The organism is Paenibacillus sp. NPDC101420 (assembly GCF_050277435.1).
Lineage (GTDB): Bacteria > Bacillota > Bacilli > Paenibacillales > Paenibacillaceae > Paenibacillus_AQ.
The window spans coordinates 1,759,180-1,775,659 of record NZ_JBNNSE010000001.1; the positions used below are offsets into that span (position 1 = coordinate 1,759,180).

A 16,480-nucleotide genomic window follows, 5' to 3' on the forward strand; every position below is an offset into this window, starting at 1 on the left:
TCTCTATAAAAATTATAATAGCACCAAGTTGGAAACGTTTCAATATCTTTTTTTGAAACGTTTCCAACTTGATGTCAAACCAACTATTTGGAGGGAGGATATCCCTAAAAAACATTCTCATTTATCCCTTCAATATATGGACAGCTACCGTACTACTGGCTCTATTAAGCTATCCTGTCTCATTAGTGAAAAAATCAATGTATATTGCTCTTTGCTAGTTCGAAATGCCCCCTGAATTAGGAGTTATATGTTTCTCTGTTTAGCTTCACAATATCTTCATGTGTAAATTCAGTTGAAAAATTTCCTAATACTTTATCCCGTAGGAACGGGGATTTCTCTTTGTTTGCCCTTTTCAAAGCTTCTGTTAGCTCCTCTTTTGTTAGTTCTGTACAGTATGCAGGAGTTCCTGGCTGTTGTCTCCACGAATCACTTAAAGAACCACTATCTATTGGGTCGAAGCCTAGCTCGTTTACTACATCCATAATGATTTGTTTTTGTGATAGATCATTACCAGCAATCGCCATGGCAATGCGATCACTATTACCTTCGAGGGTTCCTTTATTCTCAAGAGTATAAGCTAATTGATTATTGAAAGCTTTGATAATAGGTCTACCTAATTGATTTTCAACCCACACACTTTCAACCTTCCCGGCCTCAATTTCTTCAACTTTATTGTCCCTAAAAGGATAATAATTTGAAGTGTCTACAACAATTACTTCCTTACCAGCTTTATCTACAATACTACGAATGCTTGGCATTGCATGAAAAGGGATAGATACGATCAGAACATCAATATTTTTAATTACATCTTCTACACTCACAGGTGTTCCAGCAATCTCTTTTCCTTCTAAACGTTCAATTCCTCGAGCATCTGCAATTTTGACGTTATGTCTATTCATAAATAGTTTATTAGCTATCGTTGTCCCTATTGGTCCTGCACCTATAATTCCAAATCTCATTATTATTCCTCCAGATTGTGTTTTTAAAATATAGATCATATACTAAGCTCAATACTCTAATTTTTGAAGTAGGCAATAAAAATTGCTGTAGTACACTTTTTCGTACTATAGAGAACATAAAGGTGATATGATGGCTAGAATTTGTAAGGATGGCTATGAATTTGAAAAGGATTTTATTAAAGAAAATAGAGAAGTCTACGGAATTTCTTATACTCAAAGTATTCTATCGGGTCGTTGGAAATGTCTCATCCTTTGGTTTCTAAAATCAAAAGAATATCGTTACAATGAAATTAAAGCTTTTTTATGGGATATTTCACAAGGCTCACTTACAAAACAACTTCGAGAGCTAGAAGCTGATGGTTTAATTGAACGTAATGTGTTTCCAGAGGTACCTCCACGCGTCGAATATTCATTAACACCAAAAGGAAAGGAATTTATTCCCATACTTGATTTGATGGGGGATTTAGGGAATAAATACGGAGAAAAAATAGAATAATAAGCCTGAATAAACTGCAGACCTTGTATCCATAAAATTTCTGATGTAACGTAAAAGAGTCGAATTCTTATAAGCAAAGAATTCGACTCTTTTACGTATATATTTTTCCAACATGTTGGCATTTCAATCATAAGCGTGATGGAATAAGCATTTATTAGCTGTATAAAAAACAATATCTTTCAAATAAATATTTTGAGTAAAGCGGGTATAAATCCTTATTAAACTAACTCTCACTGAGAACAATTGCATCACATAGTCAATATAATTCACCTCACACAGGGATTCCTCTGTATTAAGGAATACGCAGTTGTATTTCATAACCAGTAATCTAGCCATCGCTTGTCGCATTTATAAAGCCAATTGGGTGTATTAAATATTTTTAACATGTTAACCACCCTCTCTATTTCGAAAAAGGCGATAGCTTACTTATTCATATTCAATCTTCTAATTCAAGACTTATTTCAGATTTGACTTTATTCGATTTTTCAAATGATCTATAAAGATTTGTTTAGGTTCAGATGGATCATTTTTTTGTTAACGGCTTTATGAATTGAATCTATTTCTTTAGCAAAATTGTAAACATTGGGGCCAACCCCCAACTTCTCTTTAATGGTTTTTGATGAGAATTTTCATAGCCTTATCTTTCTCATAGCAAATCCAGACATCATTTAAAGTATTCTTCTGAACACCACTTTATCTTTATTTTTCTACTTTTTCCATGGATTTTAAATAGCTGATTTAAAACAAAAATACGTTGAACTATATCTTCGGCTATAAAAAATTGTCTCTTGCAATAATTTATTTGTGTCTGATATGGACCTTGATATTTCTCATTTTTTTCATATACATGTAACAGTTGAACATGGAGATCATAAATTTCTTAGTATCTCATTGTAGCACTCCTCTAATAGCTAGAAAGTTATTAAACTTCTTGTTCTTATGTACTATTTAAGTAACTTTCCCAACATGATAATGAAAAAGCAACTTTTCCGTAGAAAAGTCGCTTATACACCATCAAGCTTCTGCCGATCTAAATTAATTTACTCTATCTTGAATTTACCGCTTCGCCTTATAAAACTCATGATACAGCTTCATCAGCGCCCTTTTCTCTATCCTTGAAACATAACTCCGCGAAATCCCAAGCTCCTTGGCAATCTCCCGCTGCGTCCTCTCTTCTCCACCTGTATCCAGCCCAAACCTACCCACCACAACTTCTTTCTCTCGGTCATCCAGAATATCAAGATTACGATAAATCTTGCTCTTCTCGATCTTCAGATCGACCTCTTTAATGACATCATCAGCTTCAGAACCAAGGATATCGATTAGCGTGATTTCATTACCTTCCTTGTCTGTCCCAATCGGATCGTGCAGAGATACGTCTTTCCGCGTTTTCTTCAAGGATCTTAGGTGCATCAGGATTTCGTTTTCAATACAACGTGCAGCAAAAGTGGCCAGCTTTGTCCCTTTGTTCGGACGGTAGCTCTCGATAGCCTTAATCAGGCCGATCGTGCCGATGGAGATGAGATCCTCCATGTCTTCCCCAGTATTATCGAATTTTTTTACTATATGGGCGACAAGTCTCAAATTGTGCTCGATAAGCAAATTTCGGGCTTTAGCATCCCCTTCAGCCATCATGCCTAAGTATTTGCTTTCCTCCTGCTCCGAGAGCGGCTGTGGAAATGCGTTGTTCCTTACGTAGGATACCAGCAACGTCAGTTCTTTGATTAGCAACGCGATCGTACTTAAGAATCCAGGCAACTTGGCGACACCTCCCGCACTTGTACAATGAAACCGATCTGTTAGACTTACGGGTTCATGGTCATCTTATTGTATGTAGGTAGATGCCTAGAAGTGCATGTACGGGGGAAATTGTACAAACCCTTTATTAGTCTCACCGCTTTAGCTTCATTAATGATCTCATCCATCTGCTCCCAGTTCTGCTCAACGGAGCGACGCTAATTAGTCATGATAAAAATGATGCAGCAAGATCCAGAACGAAAAACAGTACAGCTGCCTTAGCAAACCGCTCCAGCCTGCGTATTTTCGGGATATCAACACTTTAATAGAGCGTTTACTAGACCAGTTTCCAACTAGTTAGGAAGCACTTTTCATGTTGACTTTTCAACATATAGTGATTAAAATAAACAACGCACACTAAATATAGTATGCATATGATTTTCCAGTATTTATAGCTTATCTATTCAATCTTTACAGTAATATATACAGGGGGAGAGACTCCATGCTAGTCGCATACGATTCAAAAACCGGAAACGTCAAACGCTTCATTGGTAAGCTTAAGCTGCCAGCAGTGCAGATTGAAGAGCATATGACCATTGACGAGCCCTATGTGCTTATTACATATACCACCGGCTTTGGACAGATTCCAGAGAAGGTGTCTACTTTCTTGAAGAACAATTATTCCAATTTGAAAGGCATCGCCGCCAGCGGCAACAAGAACTGGGGCGAGCTGTTCGCGCATAGCGCAGACTTGATTGCAGATCGGTACAATGTACCAGTTATCGGTAAATTTGAGCTGTCGGGCACATTTGGTGATGTGGAACGAATTAAACAGGAGGTGAGCCGAGTTGCGGCATATTGAACTAAACAACATGTTGATGAAGAGAGACGAAAGTGGTTTCTTTCAATTGGATAAAGACCTTGAGGCAGTAGCCGAATTTATGCGGGATGTAGAACGGCGGAGCTTGGTTTTTGAGAATACAAAAGCCAAGGTTGATTATATGATTGAACAGGATTTCTACGAAAATTTTTACGAACAGTACAGCTTGGCTGAGATTGAAGATGTCTACCAAATTACCCATTTCTACAACTTCAGCTTTCCATCCTATATGGCTGCTTCGAAGTTCTATACGGATTACGCTGTAAAAAGCAATGACCGCAAGCAATATCTGGAGCATTATCCGGACCGTGTGGCGGCAGTTGCCCTTCACCTAGGGCGCGGGAACGCCGCTACTGCTGGCATGCTTGCCCGTTCGATGATGGAGCAGCGTCTGCAGCCAGCGACCCCAACCTTCTTAAACGCCGGCAAGAGTCGTCGCGGTGAGCTTGTCTCCTGCTTCCTTATCGAAATGGACGACTCGCTTAATTCGATCAACTATGTGCTCAATACCTGCATGCAGCTCTCGAAGATCGGCGGTGGCGTGGCTGTCAACCTGTCCAAGCTTCGTTCCCGCGGTGAGACAATCAAAGGTGTCGAGGATGCGGCTAAGGGCATTATACCTGTGCTCAAGCTGATGGAGGACGGCTTCTCCTATGCTGACCAGATGGGTCAACGTAAAGGTTCTGGAGCCGCCTACTACAATATTTTTGGATGGGATGTTCTTGAATTTCTCGACAGTAAGAAGATCAACGCCGACGAAAAAACAAGACTCAAAACCCTGTCCATCGGCCTGATCATTCCGAATCACTTCTATAAGCTGGCGAAGGACAATGAACCGCTCCATGTATTTGCCCCTTACAGTGTGTACAAGGCTTATGGCACGCATCTTGATGACATGGATTTGGATGATATGTACGATAAGCTGCTAGCCGATCCACGTGTCAAAAAGAGAAAGGCCATGAGCGCACGGGATATGCTGACCAAAATCGCCATGATCCAGCTGGAATCTGGCTATCCATATATTATGAACAAGAGCAACGCTAATGCGGCCCATGCCCTGAAAAATGTCGGACAGATCAAAATGTCCAACCTCTGCACAGAAATCTTCCAGCTGCAGGAGACCTCAGAAATTGCTGACTACGGACAGGAAGATACCATTCGCCGTGATGTAAGCTGCAATCTGGCTTCCTTGAACATTGTCAACGTGATGGAGCATGGCAAAATCCGTGAATCGGTACATGAAGGCATGATCGCCTTGACTGCAGTCAGCGATATGACCAGCATCTCTAATGCCCCAGGCGTAGCCAAAGCTAACAAAGAGATGCACTCCGTCGGTCTCGGCGTCATGAATCTGCACGGCTATCTGGCCAAGAACAAGATCGCTTATGAAAGCGAACAGGCTCGCGATTTTGCCCGGACCTTCTTCATGACCATGAACTACCATTCACTGGAGAAAAGCATGGAGATCGCTGCTGCAACCGGCCGGTCTTTCCATGGTTTTGAGGCTTCTGATTATGCTACAGGAGCTTATTTTGAGCGTTACCTGACTACGGATTACCGCCCTGTAACGCCAAGGGTACAAGAGCTGTTCGGAGATATTTTCATCCCATCCCCTGCGGACTGGGAACAACTGCGGGATGCAGTAAAAGCAAATGGCTTGTACCATGCTTACCGTTTAGCAATTGCGCCAACAGCCAGCATTTCCTATATTCAAAATGCTACTTCAAGCGTTATGCCTATTGTAGAGCAGATTGAGACACGGACTTATGCTAATTCGACGACTTACTATCCGATGCCGTACCTGCGTCCAGACAATGTATTTTTCTATAAATCGGCTTACCAAATGGATCAGTTCAAGGTGATCGATTTGATCGCGGAAATTCAGCCCCATATCGACCAGGGCATCTCGACCGTTCTGCATGTTAACAGTGATGTTTCCACCAGAGAACTGGCCCGCTCCTACCTGTATGCGGCGCATAAAGGCTTGAAGTCGCTGTATTACACCCGGACCAAAAAGCTGTCCGTCGAGGAATGCCTCACCTGCTCGATCTAACTGGAAGGCTATAGCCGCAGAAAAGGAGATTGCCATATTATGACCGCTATCCAAGCCGTTAACTGGAACCGTCCCGACGACGATTTCTCATTGATGTTCTGGAATCAGAACATTATGCAATTCTGGACGGACGATGAAATCCCATTATCCGATGATAAAATGTCCTGGCTCACGCTCAGTGAGCAAGAAAAGGACTCCTATATGAAGGTACTCGGCGGACTCACACTGCTGGATACGATTCAAGGCGGAGTAGGTATGCCGCAGATTATGGAGCATGTCGAAGGTCTTCAGCGCAAGGCTGTGCTTGGCTTTATGGGCATGATGGAACAGATTCACGCCAAATCGTACAGTAGCATTTTCACCACTTTGTCCTCCACAGAGGAGATTGACAGTGTGTTCCGCTGGGTTGAAGAGAACCCTTATCTGCAGTTCAAGGCAGAGACCATATCACAATATTACAAAAAAATAGATTCACCCAAAGATCTGTACCTTGCCATGGCAGCCTCAGTGCTGCTCGAGAGCTACTTGTTCTACAGTGGCTTCTTCTACCCGCTTTATCTAGCTGGCCAAGGCAAAATGACATGCAGCGGTGAGATCATCGACCTTATTCTGCGGGATGAGAGCATCCATGGCGTATATGTCGGTGTGCTGGCGCAGGAGATCTTTGACGGGCTACCAGATGACGAGCAGCGTGAGCTACACCAGAAGCTGGTAGACCTCCTTAGACTGCTACATGAGAATGAAGAACGTTATACCGAGCAGATCTACGCTCCCATCGGACTGGTGGACGAGGTCAAGACCTTCCTTAGATACAATGCTAACAAAGCCATGATGAATCTGGGGCATGATCCGCTATTCGACGAGGAAGAGATCAACCCGATTGTTCAGAATGGCATCAGTACCCACACCAAGCAGCATGATTTCTTCTCGAAAAAAGGTAACGGATACGTCCGGGCGCTTAACGTGGAACCGCTGAAAGATGAAGATTTTCAATTTTAAATATAGATAAAGCAAAAAAGTGCGGAGAAAATTCTCCGCACTTTTTGCTAACTGTAAGATTAGATTATTGCAAGCTTTTCAGGTATGTTCTAGCTTCTTCGTAGGTATCGTAAGCATCTGCAAAATCTCTACCAAAAATACGTTTCAATTGCATCTTCCAAATTGGGTTTTTAGTTACATAAGCCCATCCTGCTTGACCAGCTTCACTCGCCATAGCACCTGTAGGGGCTAGCATAGCTGCAACCTCAGGAGTAAGTACACTTTTAGAATCAGTTACATCAGTTGTTCCTGTAAATTTAGGTTTAACAAGCTTCATGATATTTTCAAAATCTTTCAGGTATCCTGGAACATCTTCAGCTGAAAAATCAATAGATACTACATCGATATGGTTCTCATTTTGGTTGTACTTAATTGTGTATGACATAATTATTTTTCCTCCAAGTTTTAACGTTATTTTTTTAATAATAGAGATGAAATGTATGTAGCTTCACAGACAAAAAATACCCGCCCCATGCTTTTTCAGGGCGACGACATCTACTTCCTGTATCGTTTTTATAACAACACCCTTTCTAGAATATTAACTAATACATATTACCTATATTATTATCGACAAATTTCTTTTTTTATTTATATTAAAATACAAATTTCTACAAATTCCAACATATCCATGGTCATATTTTCCTTAATTCATTCATTTTTGTGTATCTACTGTCTCTTGCAGCCATTCATTTTGCCAACATACGAAGAATCTATTTTTTTAGACAACTAAAAAAGGCTCTGCGTGCGACTTCCGATTCCAATCCAGTCATCCTTCAGGTTTTTGGAATCAGAATACGCCGCAAAGCCTTTAATAATATATATTAGTTGTTATATAAGTAAATCAATCCGTGATTACTTTGTTGCGGAATAGCCCCCGTCAATCACATGTGCTGTACCTGTAATAAACGAAGCCTCATCACTTAGTAGGAAGCATGCAAACGCAGCTACTTCCTCAGGCGTACCGTATCTACCCAGAGCCGTTCCAGAAGCGATAAGAGATTGAAGCATCTCTACATCATCAGACAACAGCTTTTCATATCTGTTCATGGTTGGTGTAGGGATAGGTCCTGGGCAAAGGGCATTTACTCTAATGTTACGGTGACCCACTTCTTTGGCAACCGATTTAGTCATCCCCACAATAGCATGTTTACTTGCTGAATAAGCTGCATCATTGGCCATCCCGATAAAAATACCATGCAAAGAGGAGCAGTTTAGAACGGAAGCTCCAGATTTCATATGAGGTAATGTATAATGCAACATGTAGAATTGGCTAGTGAGATTTGTCTGAATCACTTTTTGAAACAACAACGGATCATAGTCTATAACATCCGTATTGTCTCCTGTAATTGCTGAGTTATTATATAGGCAATCAATTTTTCCATAAGCCGCTAATGTTTGATCTACGATATTTTTGCAGTCTGCTTCGAGAGAAACATCTGACCGAACAAACATCGCTTCCCCACCTAGAGCCTTAATTTCCTCAACTGTGTTAGCGCCGGCATCTGATCGATTGGCAACTACTACAATACCGCCCTCTCTTGCTACTCTTAAGGCTGTAGCTTTTCCGATTCCGGTACCTGCACCTGTAATAATAACTACTTTGTTCTCAAATCTGTTGCTACTCATATGCGCACCACTTTCTTATGTCTTTTTCAGGAGGAGGATTCGAACCTCATAGACCCTAATATCGCCTGATGCAATATGGATTGGAACATTTTTGCAGAAAAATCGACAAAATTATCCTCTATATGACAACTTTATTGTATTTAATTGTATATAGCAATGAATATTTTAATCTGTTTTTACAACAATTGAGAATTTGGTTTTGATCGTCATAAAAAAATACCCCTTAGAATTTCATCAGATAAACCAGAAGTTTTATCCGATGCTTATTCTAAGGGGTTTGATAATTTGTAAATCCGTCGTTGTTAATGAAACCACACTCCAAATAAATTATTTATTGGCTTATAGATAAGAATAATCAGAAACAGAGGACTCGGAATGTTCAATTTTAACAACGCACATACGGTCGCGCCAAGTCCCAAAATCCAAAATATAAAATATACGCTAAGATCACGTACTCGGCGCTTTCGCATTAATTTAGGCAAATCAAGTGCCATACAACCTAAAGCAAGCGCCAAAAAAAACAATAACACCATTAGACTCACTCCTTGATTTTTTCAAGAAAAGAATTATCAGTTAGACCTACGCGGTTAATAACTACTGAGGCACTATAATGGATGGGCAATGATTTAAGGTAATCGTCGCCCTTTTTTTGCTGTAGCTTTGTCCAAGCTTTAGGACTGGCATGGTAGATCGATTGTCCAAATCCCATAATATCAACATTGAAGCGATTAGTTACTTGCTCCACAGTGTTTTGCATCCGCTCTATAATCCGTTCCTCTGTTTCCTTTTCCAAACGTTTTATGGTGCTTTCCGATTCCAAATTTTCTGTACTTTGCACTTCTTCAATGTTGCAAAGCGTCTTAACGTCAAGGTAAATATGCGGCTCCCCATCAATAATTTTCACTTTGCGTTTGGTTGAAGCCTGGATCGCTTCGATAACAATAGGCTTTCCGTCTTCCCCTGCTATCGCGCCAGAATGTGAGGTTACCTTATCATTGATATAATTGTAACCAATCGTTTCACCCTCGTTTAGCCAACCGATCAGTTTGTCTTTTTTGAACACAGCTACAGTATGGTATTCCAATCTCGCCTTAGGCATTGTTCGCTCTACATTGCTTTTATCTCCCCCCTCTTTGGGATCTCCCATAACTTCCACTCCGGTCAGTACAGGATGTTCACCTTCAGCCAATAAATTTTCAATAAAATCATCCAGCGTGACAGCGACTGTTTTTGCTGAATCTTTATAAGAATTATCTAGGGAACTAAATAATTTGTTCGCTGGTAATTTATCCATAGGTGTAAGGACATTCAAGACATCGCTGGCGGTTGTATCTCTGGCAACCATGACGTAGAAATCCATTCGAGCTTCCCGACTTCTTTTAAATACGTCGAGTATCTCGCCCACTCCGGAGCGTGCAAGTTCCTCTCCAATCACTAACACCCGGATATGACCAAGATAACTCGTCCTGGAACTATCCAAATTCAACATACGTTGTGCATCATAAAACGTAGGTACCGTAAATTTATAAACAACCACTGGGACTCCAGTGCCTCCCCCTCCTCCATTCGATTGTGAGGAAATCGCAGATGGAATAACGACTTGCATCGAAACTGTATAACCAGTTTCAGCCTTGTCGATCCCTATCCCCAGAACAAAGGCTACTTCATTTAGCTCCTTTCTTTCCCAACAACCATTTAGCACTAAAGTAAATTGGAGAGCTATCATCAATCGGAGAGCGCCTCTAACTAATTTTTTATTCATTGTGTCGATTCCTCATCACTGGATGTGCTTTGACGAAATAGGTTCTGCGTCTTGTTCTCAGCAGGTCTTGTCTTTAAAAAAGGCCACGGAAAGCGAAAGATAGAGTCTTTTAAGTCTTTTGAATTATAAGGTCCGAGCGGACTCATATAAGGCATTCCGAAAGAACGCAAACTCGACAAATGCAGTACGATGATAAAAATACCGAATAGAATTCCATATAATCCGATAAATCCGGCCAAAGCTATAAGCACAAAACGGATCATCCGCGCAGCTATTGACATTCCTGTCTCCGGAATAACAAAGCTAGAAATGGCTGTAAGCGATACAATAATGACCATTGCAGATGAAATAAAACCCGCTGCAACCGCTGCTTGTCCAATCACCAACGTTCCGACAATGGAAATTGCCTGTCCAATATTTTTAGGTATCCGCACCCCGGCCTCCCGCAAAATCTCATAAGTCATTTCCATGATCAGCGCCTCGACAAAAGCAGGAAAAGGGACACTTTCCCGCTGGGCAGCTAAACTAATTACAAGATTGGTCGGTATCATCTCCTGATGATACGTAGTAATCGCAACATACAATGAAGGTGCAAGCAAAGTGATAAAAAACGAAATAAAACGAACTAATCTCAGCAATGTTCCAATATCGGCCCTTTGGTAATAATCCTCAGCAGACTGAAAAAATGCTACAAAAAATGTGGGTACCAAAAGTACAAAAGGAGTTCCATCAACAATAATGGCCACTTTTCCTTCCAAAATACCTGCTGCAATCGTATCTGGACGATCACTGTTGTATACGGTAGGAAATGGTGTAAATACCGTCTCTTGAATAAATTCTTCAATATATCCACTCTCGAGAATACTGTCCGTATCAATTTTATTCAGACGGCGTTTAACTTCTTGCACCAACTCCTTATTCGCGATGTTGCTTAGATACATAATGGATACGCTGGTTTGAGTTACCCTTCCGATCTGAACGGTTTCCAGCCATAAATGGCTATCTTTTATTTTCCGCCGAACCAGTGCCGTATTCGTCCGTAAATTCTCAGTGAATCCTTCCATTGGACCTCGAACAACCGATTGGGAACTGGGCTCCCCTACATTGCGATCTTCCCAGCCTGGTAAGCCGATCCGGAGAGTGGTGGATGTCCCATCGAGTAGCAGCATTACACTACCGGACAGCAATTCGTGTACGAATTGGCTGTAATCAACGATAACGGTTAGATCACCGGCTATTAATATCTGTTTCTTAATAATCTCAATCTTCTGCTCGGGCTCAAGCTTTCCCAGCTGTTCATAAGGAATATGTTCCTGCAAAGAATACAAAATTGAATTATGCAATACCTGAGTATCCACAAGACCATCTATGTAAATCAAAGAAATATTAGTATTTTCTTCTATCTGCAACTCTTTTATCACTACATCAGAACTTCCGCCCAGCAATCCGTTCAACTGATCAATATTGGTTTTCAATCGGTTTGATAGTGTACCCGTCTCCGAACTTTTCACGATGTAGCCTCCACTTCACTTAGATTAATGAGTATAGTTTGATGTTAATTTTGATAATTATTCCTTTCTGATTAAAATTCGGAATGGCATAATTCTGGTAACTACAACCATACTAAAACTAGTCCAATAAATTTGAGGGGGTATATGAGTTTGGAGAAAGATCGAATTAGTACCAATCAAATGATTATACTCGGGCTATTCACATTTATTGGGGATATGGCGCTTGTGTATCCAGCGTTAATGATATCAGGAGCGAAACAAGATGCATGGATTGCTGCTTTGATTAGTATTCCCTTGGGCCTAGCGACCATAAAACTGTTGCTCTGTTTAGCAGACATTGAACCAAACAAGAATATTATCGAGCTTAGCCTACAAATTCTAGGAAAATGGGCCGGAACTGCTGTAGCCTTGTTCTATCTAGTGTTCTTCCTGATTGCCGCTTCCACTTACATAAGAGAAATTGAAGATTTCATGTGTACACAGATTTACGAGAAAACACCCGGTGGGGTTATCCGTTTCATGGCCATTTTCCTACTGGTATATGGTGTACGACTGGGTCTGGAAACATTGGGACGGGCAGCTCAGCTTTTTTTCCCTTTGTTTGCAATTTTTTTGATCGGTCTGCTGCTTCTGCTGACTCCCGATGTCAAAATGGAACGTTTATACCCCATTATGAACACACCAGCACCGGACATGCTCCATACTTTGATGTATGGTGTTTTTTATCCTTTTGGTGAATTATGCGTGTTTCTTATGGTATATCCTTATGCTCAGAAGAATAGCAAAACAAGCCGGGACATTTTCATAGCCCTGATCATCGGAGCTCTGGGACTTAACCTCATCTTATTTTTTTCCCTTACCGTTCTTGGTGTTTACGCTTCTGAACATCAATTTTATGCCGCATATATTCTTGCTCAAAAAATTAATATTGCTAATTCTCTACAACGTATCGAAGCGCTTATGGCTACAGCATGGATTATCAGCACGTACTTTAAAACAGCCATTTATTACTATGCTTTAACATTAGGTACAGCCCAATTATTTAAACTCAAAAGCCACCGTCCTCTGATCCTACCCACTGGATTTTTGTTATTTGGTATGTCACAACTGATTGCCAAAGACATCATTTTTTATGTAAAGGAAATCCCCACCTACTGGGTAGATTGGGATTTCACCTGTGCATTTGTTCTGCCGCTTATGTTGCTAATTGTGTATTATTTAAAAAAACGTTTTGCTGCCAAGGTTTAAACGACTTCTCTCCTAAAAATAAAAAAAGGACAGCTATTAAGCTGTCCTTTTGTTCATGAATTTCTTACATGCAGTAGCTTTATTCCTTCTTATCCAAAGTAATCGACGATGGTGTTACATCACGAATTGGCTCTTGAGCCACTTCAAAAGTTGATCCGCAACTCGGACAAAAGCGAGCCTCGATTGCCACATTGCCACCGCATGCTTTACACTGCTTCACATCGGACAACCCCGCAATTTGCTGCAGATTGACCTCAATCTCCGATTTCAGTTCAAGAATACGGGAAATATTCTTCTCGATCTGCTCACTCGGCAATGGTCCTGCTCCTTGTGTTACAGCTTCAAACAACAGTTTACCCATTACCTGATACTGCTGGTCAATGTCATTCTGCTTGCTGTTGTTCTGTAATTTCAAACGATTGATCTCCACCACTGTCTTTGCTTTATTGCCAGCCTCGCTCACGCCTGCCTTTACCTTGTTAAAAAAGCTCATATTCAGCCCCCTATTCCGTAGTAGTCATATATAAGCATATTTCGACACCACCACAAGTATTCCTCTCTTTATTGTACCTAACTTCAACCGGGATTTGTAGTTCATCCACAATCATGAACTTATTTCCCCCGCCTTCCTGCGGGAACGAACCTCGACTCAGGTCTGGTATATAAAACCGCCTTCAGGCCGTTTTGCCGCATTCAGAAAGGCTATACAATGAGTACATAAGCAAGCGGGTTGCAAGATTTAAACACAATTACCCCCATAAGAGAGGATGACAATAATAAATGAAAAAATTATATCGTTCCAGAAGTGACCAAAAGATTAGTGGTGTATGCGGAGGTCTTGCCAGTTGGTCAGGCATCGATGCCACAATTCTCCGTCTCGTAACGGTTGCTGCAGCACTTTTCAGCTTCGGTACCGTACTTATCTTTTACTTTATCGCCAGCATCATCGTCCCTAAAGAACCTTTTGGCAGCTTTTCGGATGGACATGATTTCTATTAACAGATCGTCCTTTCATACCAATCAAACATACTAAGGAGAGATATAATATGAGTTTATTTAAAAGAATTTCCACCCTTACTAAAGCTGCCCTACACGAAGGTCTGAACAAATTAGAAAACCCAGTGCTACTGACGGGTCAGTATCTACGCGATCTTGAGAACGAAATAGCTACGGCAGAACGCAATGAACGTGATTTAAAAGTTACAGCGAGTGTATTGGAACGCCGTAAGCAAGAATATACTCAGCTGATAGAGCAAAGCGAAGCTGAAGCCGTTCAGGCGGTTGAGCAAGGAAATGAAGAAAGAGCACGCCTTGCACTCATGGCCAAGCTGCGGTATACAGAACAGCTGGATGAGAGTATCAATACTCAGGCACAAACTCAGCAATCCCTGGCAGAGCTGGAGATCAACATCGCTAGAGCTAAAGAAGAGCGCGAACATCTTAAAGCGAAAAGAACTGAGCTTATCGCTCGTGCTCAGCAAGCTACAGAAACACTAAGCTCAGCTCCTCATAGTAACAGTGTAAAAGGACCGAATGTGGGTACCGCTTCACGTGGCTTCGAACGAATGGAAGAGAAAATTTTCGAGTGGGAAGCATTTGCGGAAAACTCCAAGTATAAATCCAACTCAGGCACAGGCTCGTCCATTGACCCCAACCTACGTAGTGCTGTTGATGATGAAATTGAACGTATCCGCAACCGGAAAATCAATACCGACAAAAAATAAATATAATAACAGGTCCCTTATTTCTCAGCTACTGAGCTATATAAGGGGCTTGTTTTTTCTATTCCTCTTCATCCCGCGAATCATTTTTTTCGATTCCGGATCTACTCGGTAAGACTCTGTGATTTTCTGTAAAGCTTTGTTATAGGTGAAATCATCTAAAGTGTTAGTTCTCAAATAATCTATCGTAGCCGCAGGCAGCTTCACATAACACATCGATAGCGCCCAAGAAACCGCCATTTTCACATAATACCCCTCATGTCTGACCTTATCGAGTAGTTGTAGAATCCGACTGATGTACGCTTCTTCAATAAAGAAATTAAGCATCATTACTACCGCAAATCGAATCTCATATTCTTTGTCAGATAACAGATACGGCACTATAAAGTCCCACATCTGCTCTTTATTCTTCAAGGTAAACTTCAGCCCTGTGCAAAAGCTATCACATACCGACCAGTTATCGATTTTAGGAATAAAGTCCGCAATATAATGCAGAATTTCTTCAGGATCTGCCTTCACATAACCAAGTACCATACCTTGCAGCATTACCTCTTCAAAAAAATCAGAGTCGGCGTGCTCCAAATAGGCTCTCCAGTCACCCTTTGCAATGGTTTTGGCGAGTTTACGCAGCTCCGGTAGCCTGACTCCTATCACATTATCGATCGTCGGAAGTAAAGCCGCAGAAAACTTCTGGTAATCCGCATCTGCCAACTCCACTAGCTGTTCCTTTATTGTTTTGTCCACTATATTGCTCCCTACGTATTAATTATTGAAATGAAATCTCCCATAAATATATGGAAGCTACCGAACCGTGTGGTGAGTACCTGAGACGGTATTGTTCGAATTGCTTTTTGGTAAGCGTATCAAGCCCATACAGCTTCATCATGCCGCGACGAATGGCGATATCCCCCCAACTAACTACATCTGGGCGCTCCATACAATTGATTAGCATCATCTCTGCTGTCCACATACCGATGCCTTTTAACTTCATGAGTCTTTGAATAACCTCTTGATCGGACAATCCATATAATTCCTCCACCTTAAACTCCCCATCAGCAATCAGCTTTGAAATGTCATGAATGCAAACTGCCTTTTTCATCGTCATGCCGCAACCCTGAATCTCATCCGCCGTGTGTATTGCTAGCTGCTGCGGAGTTATTTCTCTGAATTGAACCTGCATTCTTGTCCAGATAGTTCGAACCGCTTTGACTGATATTAGCTGACCTACTATGGCATAGATAAGTGCAGTGAAAAGATCCGGAATAATCACACGTTCCACTTTCCCCATTCGCGCCATCGCCACACCTAGCACTGGGTCCACACTTCCGAGGTAATCGATTTCTGCTTGCCCATATTCAAAAAATTTAGTGATTACAGCTCCCAAAGTATTTCCTCCCGTATCTGAGCTTAACAATAATATACAACATCTATTTTGCAGTGTACGGATTC

At 41.2% G+C, this 16,480-nt stretch carries 17 protein-coding genes; 7 read left to right on the forward strand and 10 right to left on the reverse strand.

What is annotated here, in order from left to right:
• Positions 1 to 236: 236 nt before the first annotated feature.
• Positions 237 to 959, reverse strand: coding sequence for an NADPH-dependent F420 reductase (locus ACQKMP_RS07590; RefSeq protein ID WP_379422876.1), 723 nt, complete (start codon positions 957 to 959; stop codon positions 237 to 239).
• Between the two features lie 130 nt (positions 960 to 1,089).
• Between ACQKMP_RS07590 and ACQKMP_RS07595 the strand changes: the two genes are divergently transcribed.
• Positions 1,090 to 1,455: a winged helix-turn-helix transcriptional regulator gene (locus tag ACQKMP_RS07595; protein WP_379423554.1), complete on the forward strand. Its 366-nt coding sequence runs from the start codon at positions 1,090 to 1,092 to the stop codon at positions 1,453 to 1,455.
• 1,056 nt (positions 1,456 to 2,511) lie between these two features.
• On the opposite strand, the gene sigK is transcribed toward ACQKMP_RS07595, so the two are convergent.
• Entirely contained in the window at positions 2,512 to 3,213 is a 702-nt protein-coding gene (gene sigK / locus ACQKMP_RS07600) for an RNA polymerase sporulation sigma factor SigK (protein WP_042125228.1), read from the reverse strand.
• Between the two features lie 481 nt (positions 3,214 to 3,694).
• On the opposite strand from sigK, the gene nrdI reads away from it, so the two are divergent.
• The 3 genes from nrdI to nrdF are packed head-to-tail and all read left to right on the forward strand — an operon-like array spanning position 3,695 to position 7,124.
• On the forward strand, positions 3,695 to 4,054 hold the full coding sequence (gene nrdI, locus ACQKMP_RS07605; protein ID WP_042185827.1) for a class Ib ribonucleoside-diphosphate reductase assembly flavoprotein NrdI: 360 nt from the start codon (positions 3,695 to 3,697) through the stop codon (positions 4,052 to 4,054).
• The gene (nrdE, locus tag ACQKMP_RS07610; RefSeq protein ID WP_427469106.1) at positions 4,041 to 6,125 is read left to right on the forward strand and encodes a class 1b ribonucleoside-diphosphate reductase subunit alpha; all 2,085 of its coding nucleotides are present in this window, start codon (positions 4,041 to 4,043) and stop codon (positions 6,123 to 6,125) included. Before nrdI ends, nrdE begins: the two co-directional genes overlap by 14 nt.
• A gap of 39 nt (positions 6,126 to 6,164) precedes the next feature.
• Complete coding sequence (nrdF, locus tag ACQKMP_RS07615; RefSeq protein WP_042185822.1) at positions 6,165 to 7,124, forward strand: class 1b ribonucleoside-diphosphate reductase subunit beta; 960 nt, start codon at positions 6,165 to 6,167, stop codon at positions 7,122 to 7,124.
• Positions 7,125 to 7,188: 64 nt separating this feature from the next.
• Here nrdF and ACQKMP_RS07620 read toward each other — a convergent pair whose 3' ends face one another.
• The 5 genes from ACQKMP_RS07620 to ACQKMP_RS07640 all read right to left on the reverse strand — a co-directional run bounded on the left by ACQKMP_RS07620 (position 7,189) and on the right by ACQKMP_RS07640 (position 12,062).
• The gene (locus ACQKMP_RS07620; RefSeq protein WP_042185820.1) at positions 7,189 to 7,548 is read right to left on the reverse strand and encodes a hypothetical protein; all 360 of its coding nucleotides are present in this window, start codon (positions 7,546 to 7,548) and stop codon (positions 7,189 to 7,191) included.
• 467 nt (positions 7,549 to 8,015) lie between these two features.
• Entirely contained in the window at positions 8,016 to 8,789 is a 774-nt protein-coding gene (locus ACQKMP_RS07625; protein WP_042185818.1) for an SDR family NAD(P)-dependent oxidoreductase, read from the reverse strand.
• Positions 8,790 to 9,091: 302 nt separating this feature from the next.
• Entirely contained in the window at positions 9,092 to 9,322 is a 231-nt protein-coding gene (locus ACQKMP_RS07630; protein ID WP_379422882.1) for a hypothetical protein, read from the reverse strand.
• A gap of 5 nt (positions 9,323 to 9,327) precedes the next feature.
• Positions 9,328 to 10,551 carry a Ger(x)C family spore germination protein gene (locus tag ACQKMP_RS07635; RefSeq protein WP_339245929.1) on the reverse strand — a complete coding sequence of 408 codons (1,224 nt, stop codon included), beginning with the start codon at positions 10,549 to 10,551 and terminating at the stop codon, positions 9,328 to 9,330.
• Positions 10,548 to 12,062, reverse strand: a complete 1,515-nt coding sequence (locus tag ACQKMP_RS07640; protein WP_427469107.1) for a spore germination protein — start codon at positions 12,060 to 12,062, stop codon at positions 10,548 to 10,550. The genes ACQKMP_RS07635 and ACQKMP_RS07640 overlap by 4 nt, the downstream gene beginning before the upstream one ends.
• A gap of 144 nt (positions 12,063 to 12,206) precedes the next feature.
• Between ACQKMP_RS07640 and ACQKMP_RS07645 the strand changes: the two genes are divergently transcribed.
• The gene (locus tag ACQKMP_RS07645) at positions 12,207 to 13,310 is read left to right on the forward strand and encodes a GerAB/ArcD/ProY family transporter (protein ID WP_427469108.1); all 1,104 of its coding nucleotides are present in this window, start codon (positions 12,207 to 12,209) and stop codon (positions 13,308 to 13,310) included.
• 79 nt (positions 13,311 to 13,389) lie between these two features.
• Here ACQKMP_RS07645 and ACQKMP_RS07650 read toward each other — a convergent pair whose 3' ends face one another.
• Positions 13,390 to 13,803 carry a zinc ribbon domain-containing protein gene (locus tag ACQKMP_RS07650; RefSeq protein ID WP_076286297.1) on the reverse strand — a complete coding sequence of 138 codons (414 nt, stop codon included), beginning with the start codon at positions 13,801 to 13,803 and terminating at the stop codon, positions 13,390 to 13,392.
• A 287-nt stretch (positions 13,804 to 14,090) separates the two neighbouring features.
• Here ACQKMP_RS07650 and ACQKMP_RS07655 point away from each other — a divergent pair, with 287 nt between their 5' ends.
• Positions 14,091 to 14,309 (forward strand): PspC domain-containing protein, encoded by a 219-nt coding sequence (locus ACQKMP_RS07655; protein ID WP_042185808.1) that lies wholly within the window; start codon positions 14,091 to 14,093, stop codon positions 14,307 to 14,309.
• Between the two features lie 47 nt (positions 14,310 to 14,356).
• The gene (locus ACQKMP_RS07660) at positions 14,357 to 15,034 is read left to right on the forward strand and encodes a PspA/IM30 family protein (RefSeq protein ID WP_427469109.1); all 678 of its coding nucleotides are present in this window, start codon (positions 14,357 to 14,359) and stop codon (positions 15,032 to 15,034) included.
• 36 nt (positions 15,035 to 15,070) lie between these two features.
• Here the strand turns inward: ACQKMP_RS07660 and ACQKMP_RS07665 are convergent, their stop codons facing one another.
• Both ACQKMP_RS07665 and ACQKMP_RS07670 read right to left on the reverse strand, forming a co-directional pair.
• Positions 15,071 to 15,775: a DNA alkylation repair protein gene (locus tag ACQKMP_RS07665; protein ID WP_076286299.1), complete on the reverse strand. Its 705-nt coding sequence runs from the start codon at positions 15,773 to 15,775 to the stop codon at positions 15,071 to 15,073.
• 22 nt (positions 15,776 to 15,797) lie between these two features.
• The gene (locus tag ACQKMP_RS07670) at positions 15,798 to 16,415 is read right to left on the reverse strand and encodes a DNA-3-methyladenine glycosylase family protein (protein ID WP_427469110.1); all 618 of its coding nucleotides are present in this window, start codon (positions 16,413 to 16,415) and stop codon (positions 15,798 to 15,800) included.
• Positions 16,416 to 16,480 lie beyond the last annotated feature (65 nt).

Excerpts from the sequence above, each read along its gene's own strand:
- ACQKMP_RS07655 (WP_042185808.1), top strand. The coding sequence starts at position 14,091 with ATGAAAAAATTATATCGTTCCAGAAGTGACCAAAAGATTAGTGGTGTA.
- ACQKMP_RS07630 (WP_379422882.1), bottom strand. The coding sequence starts at position 9,322 with ATGGTGTTATTGTTTTTTTTGGCGCTTGCTTTAGGTTGTATGGCACTT.
- ACQKMP_RS07645 (WP_427469108.1), top strand. The coding sequence starts at position 12,207 with ATGAGTTTGGAGAAAGATCGAATTAGTACCAATCAAATGATTATACTC.
- nrdI (WP_042185827.1), top strand. The coding sequence starts at position 3,695 with ATGCTAGTCGCATACGATTCAAAAACCGGAAACGTCAAACGCTTCATT.
- nrdF (WP_042185822.1), top strand. The coding sequence starts at position 6,165 with ATGACCGCTATCCAAGCCGTTAACTGGAACCGTCCCGACGACGATTTC.
- ACQKMP_RS07650 (WP_076286297.1), bottom strand. The coding sequence starts at position 13,803 with ATGAGCTTTTTTAACAAGGTAAAGGCAGGCGTGAGCGAGGCTGGCAAT.
- ACQKMP_RS07590 (WP_379422876.1), bottom strand. The coding sequence starts at position 959 with ATGAGATTTGGAATTATAGGTGCAGGACCAATAGGGACAACGATAGCT.
- ACQKMP_RS07625 (WP_042185818.1), bottom strand. The coding sequence starts at position 8,789 with ATGAGTAGCAACAGATTTGAGAACAAAGTAGTTATTATTACAGGTGCA.
- ACQKMP_RS07620 (WP_042185820.1), bottom strand. The coding sequence starts at position 7,548 with ATGTCATACACAATTAAGTACAACCAAAATGAGAACCATATCGATGTA.
- ACQKMP_RS07635 (WP_339245929.1), bottom strand. The coding sequence starts at position 10,551 with ATGAATAAAAAATTAGTTAGAGGCGCTCTCCGATTGATGATAGCTCTC.
- ACQKMP_RS07595 (WP_379423554.1), top strand. The coding sequence starts at position 1,090 with ATGGCTAGAATTTGTAAGGATGGCTATGAATTTGAAAAGGATTTTATT.
- ACQKMP_RS07660 (WP_427469109.1), top strand. The coding sequence starts at position 14,357 with ATGAGTTTATTTAAAAGAATTTCCACCCTTACTAAAGCTGCCCTACAC.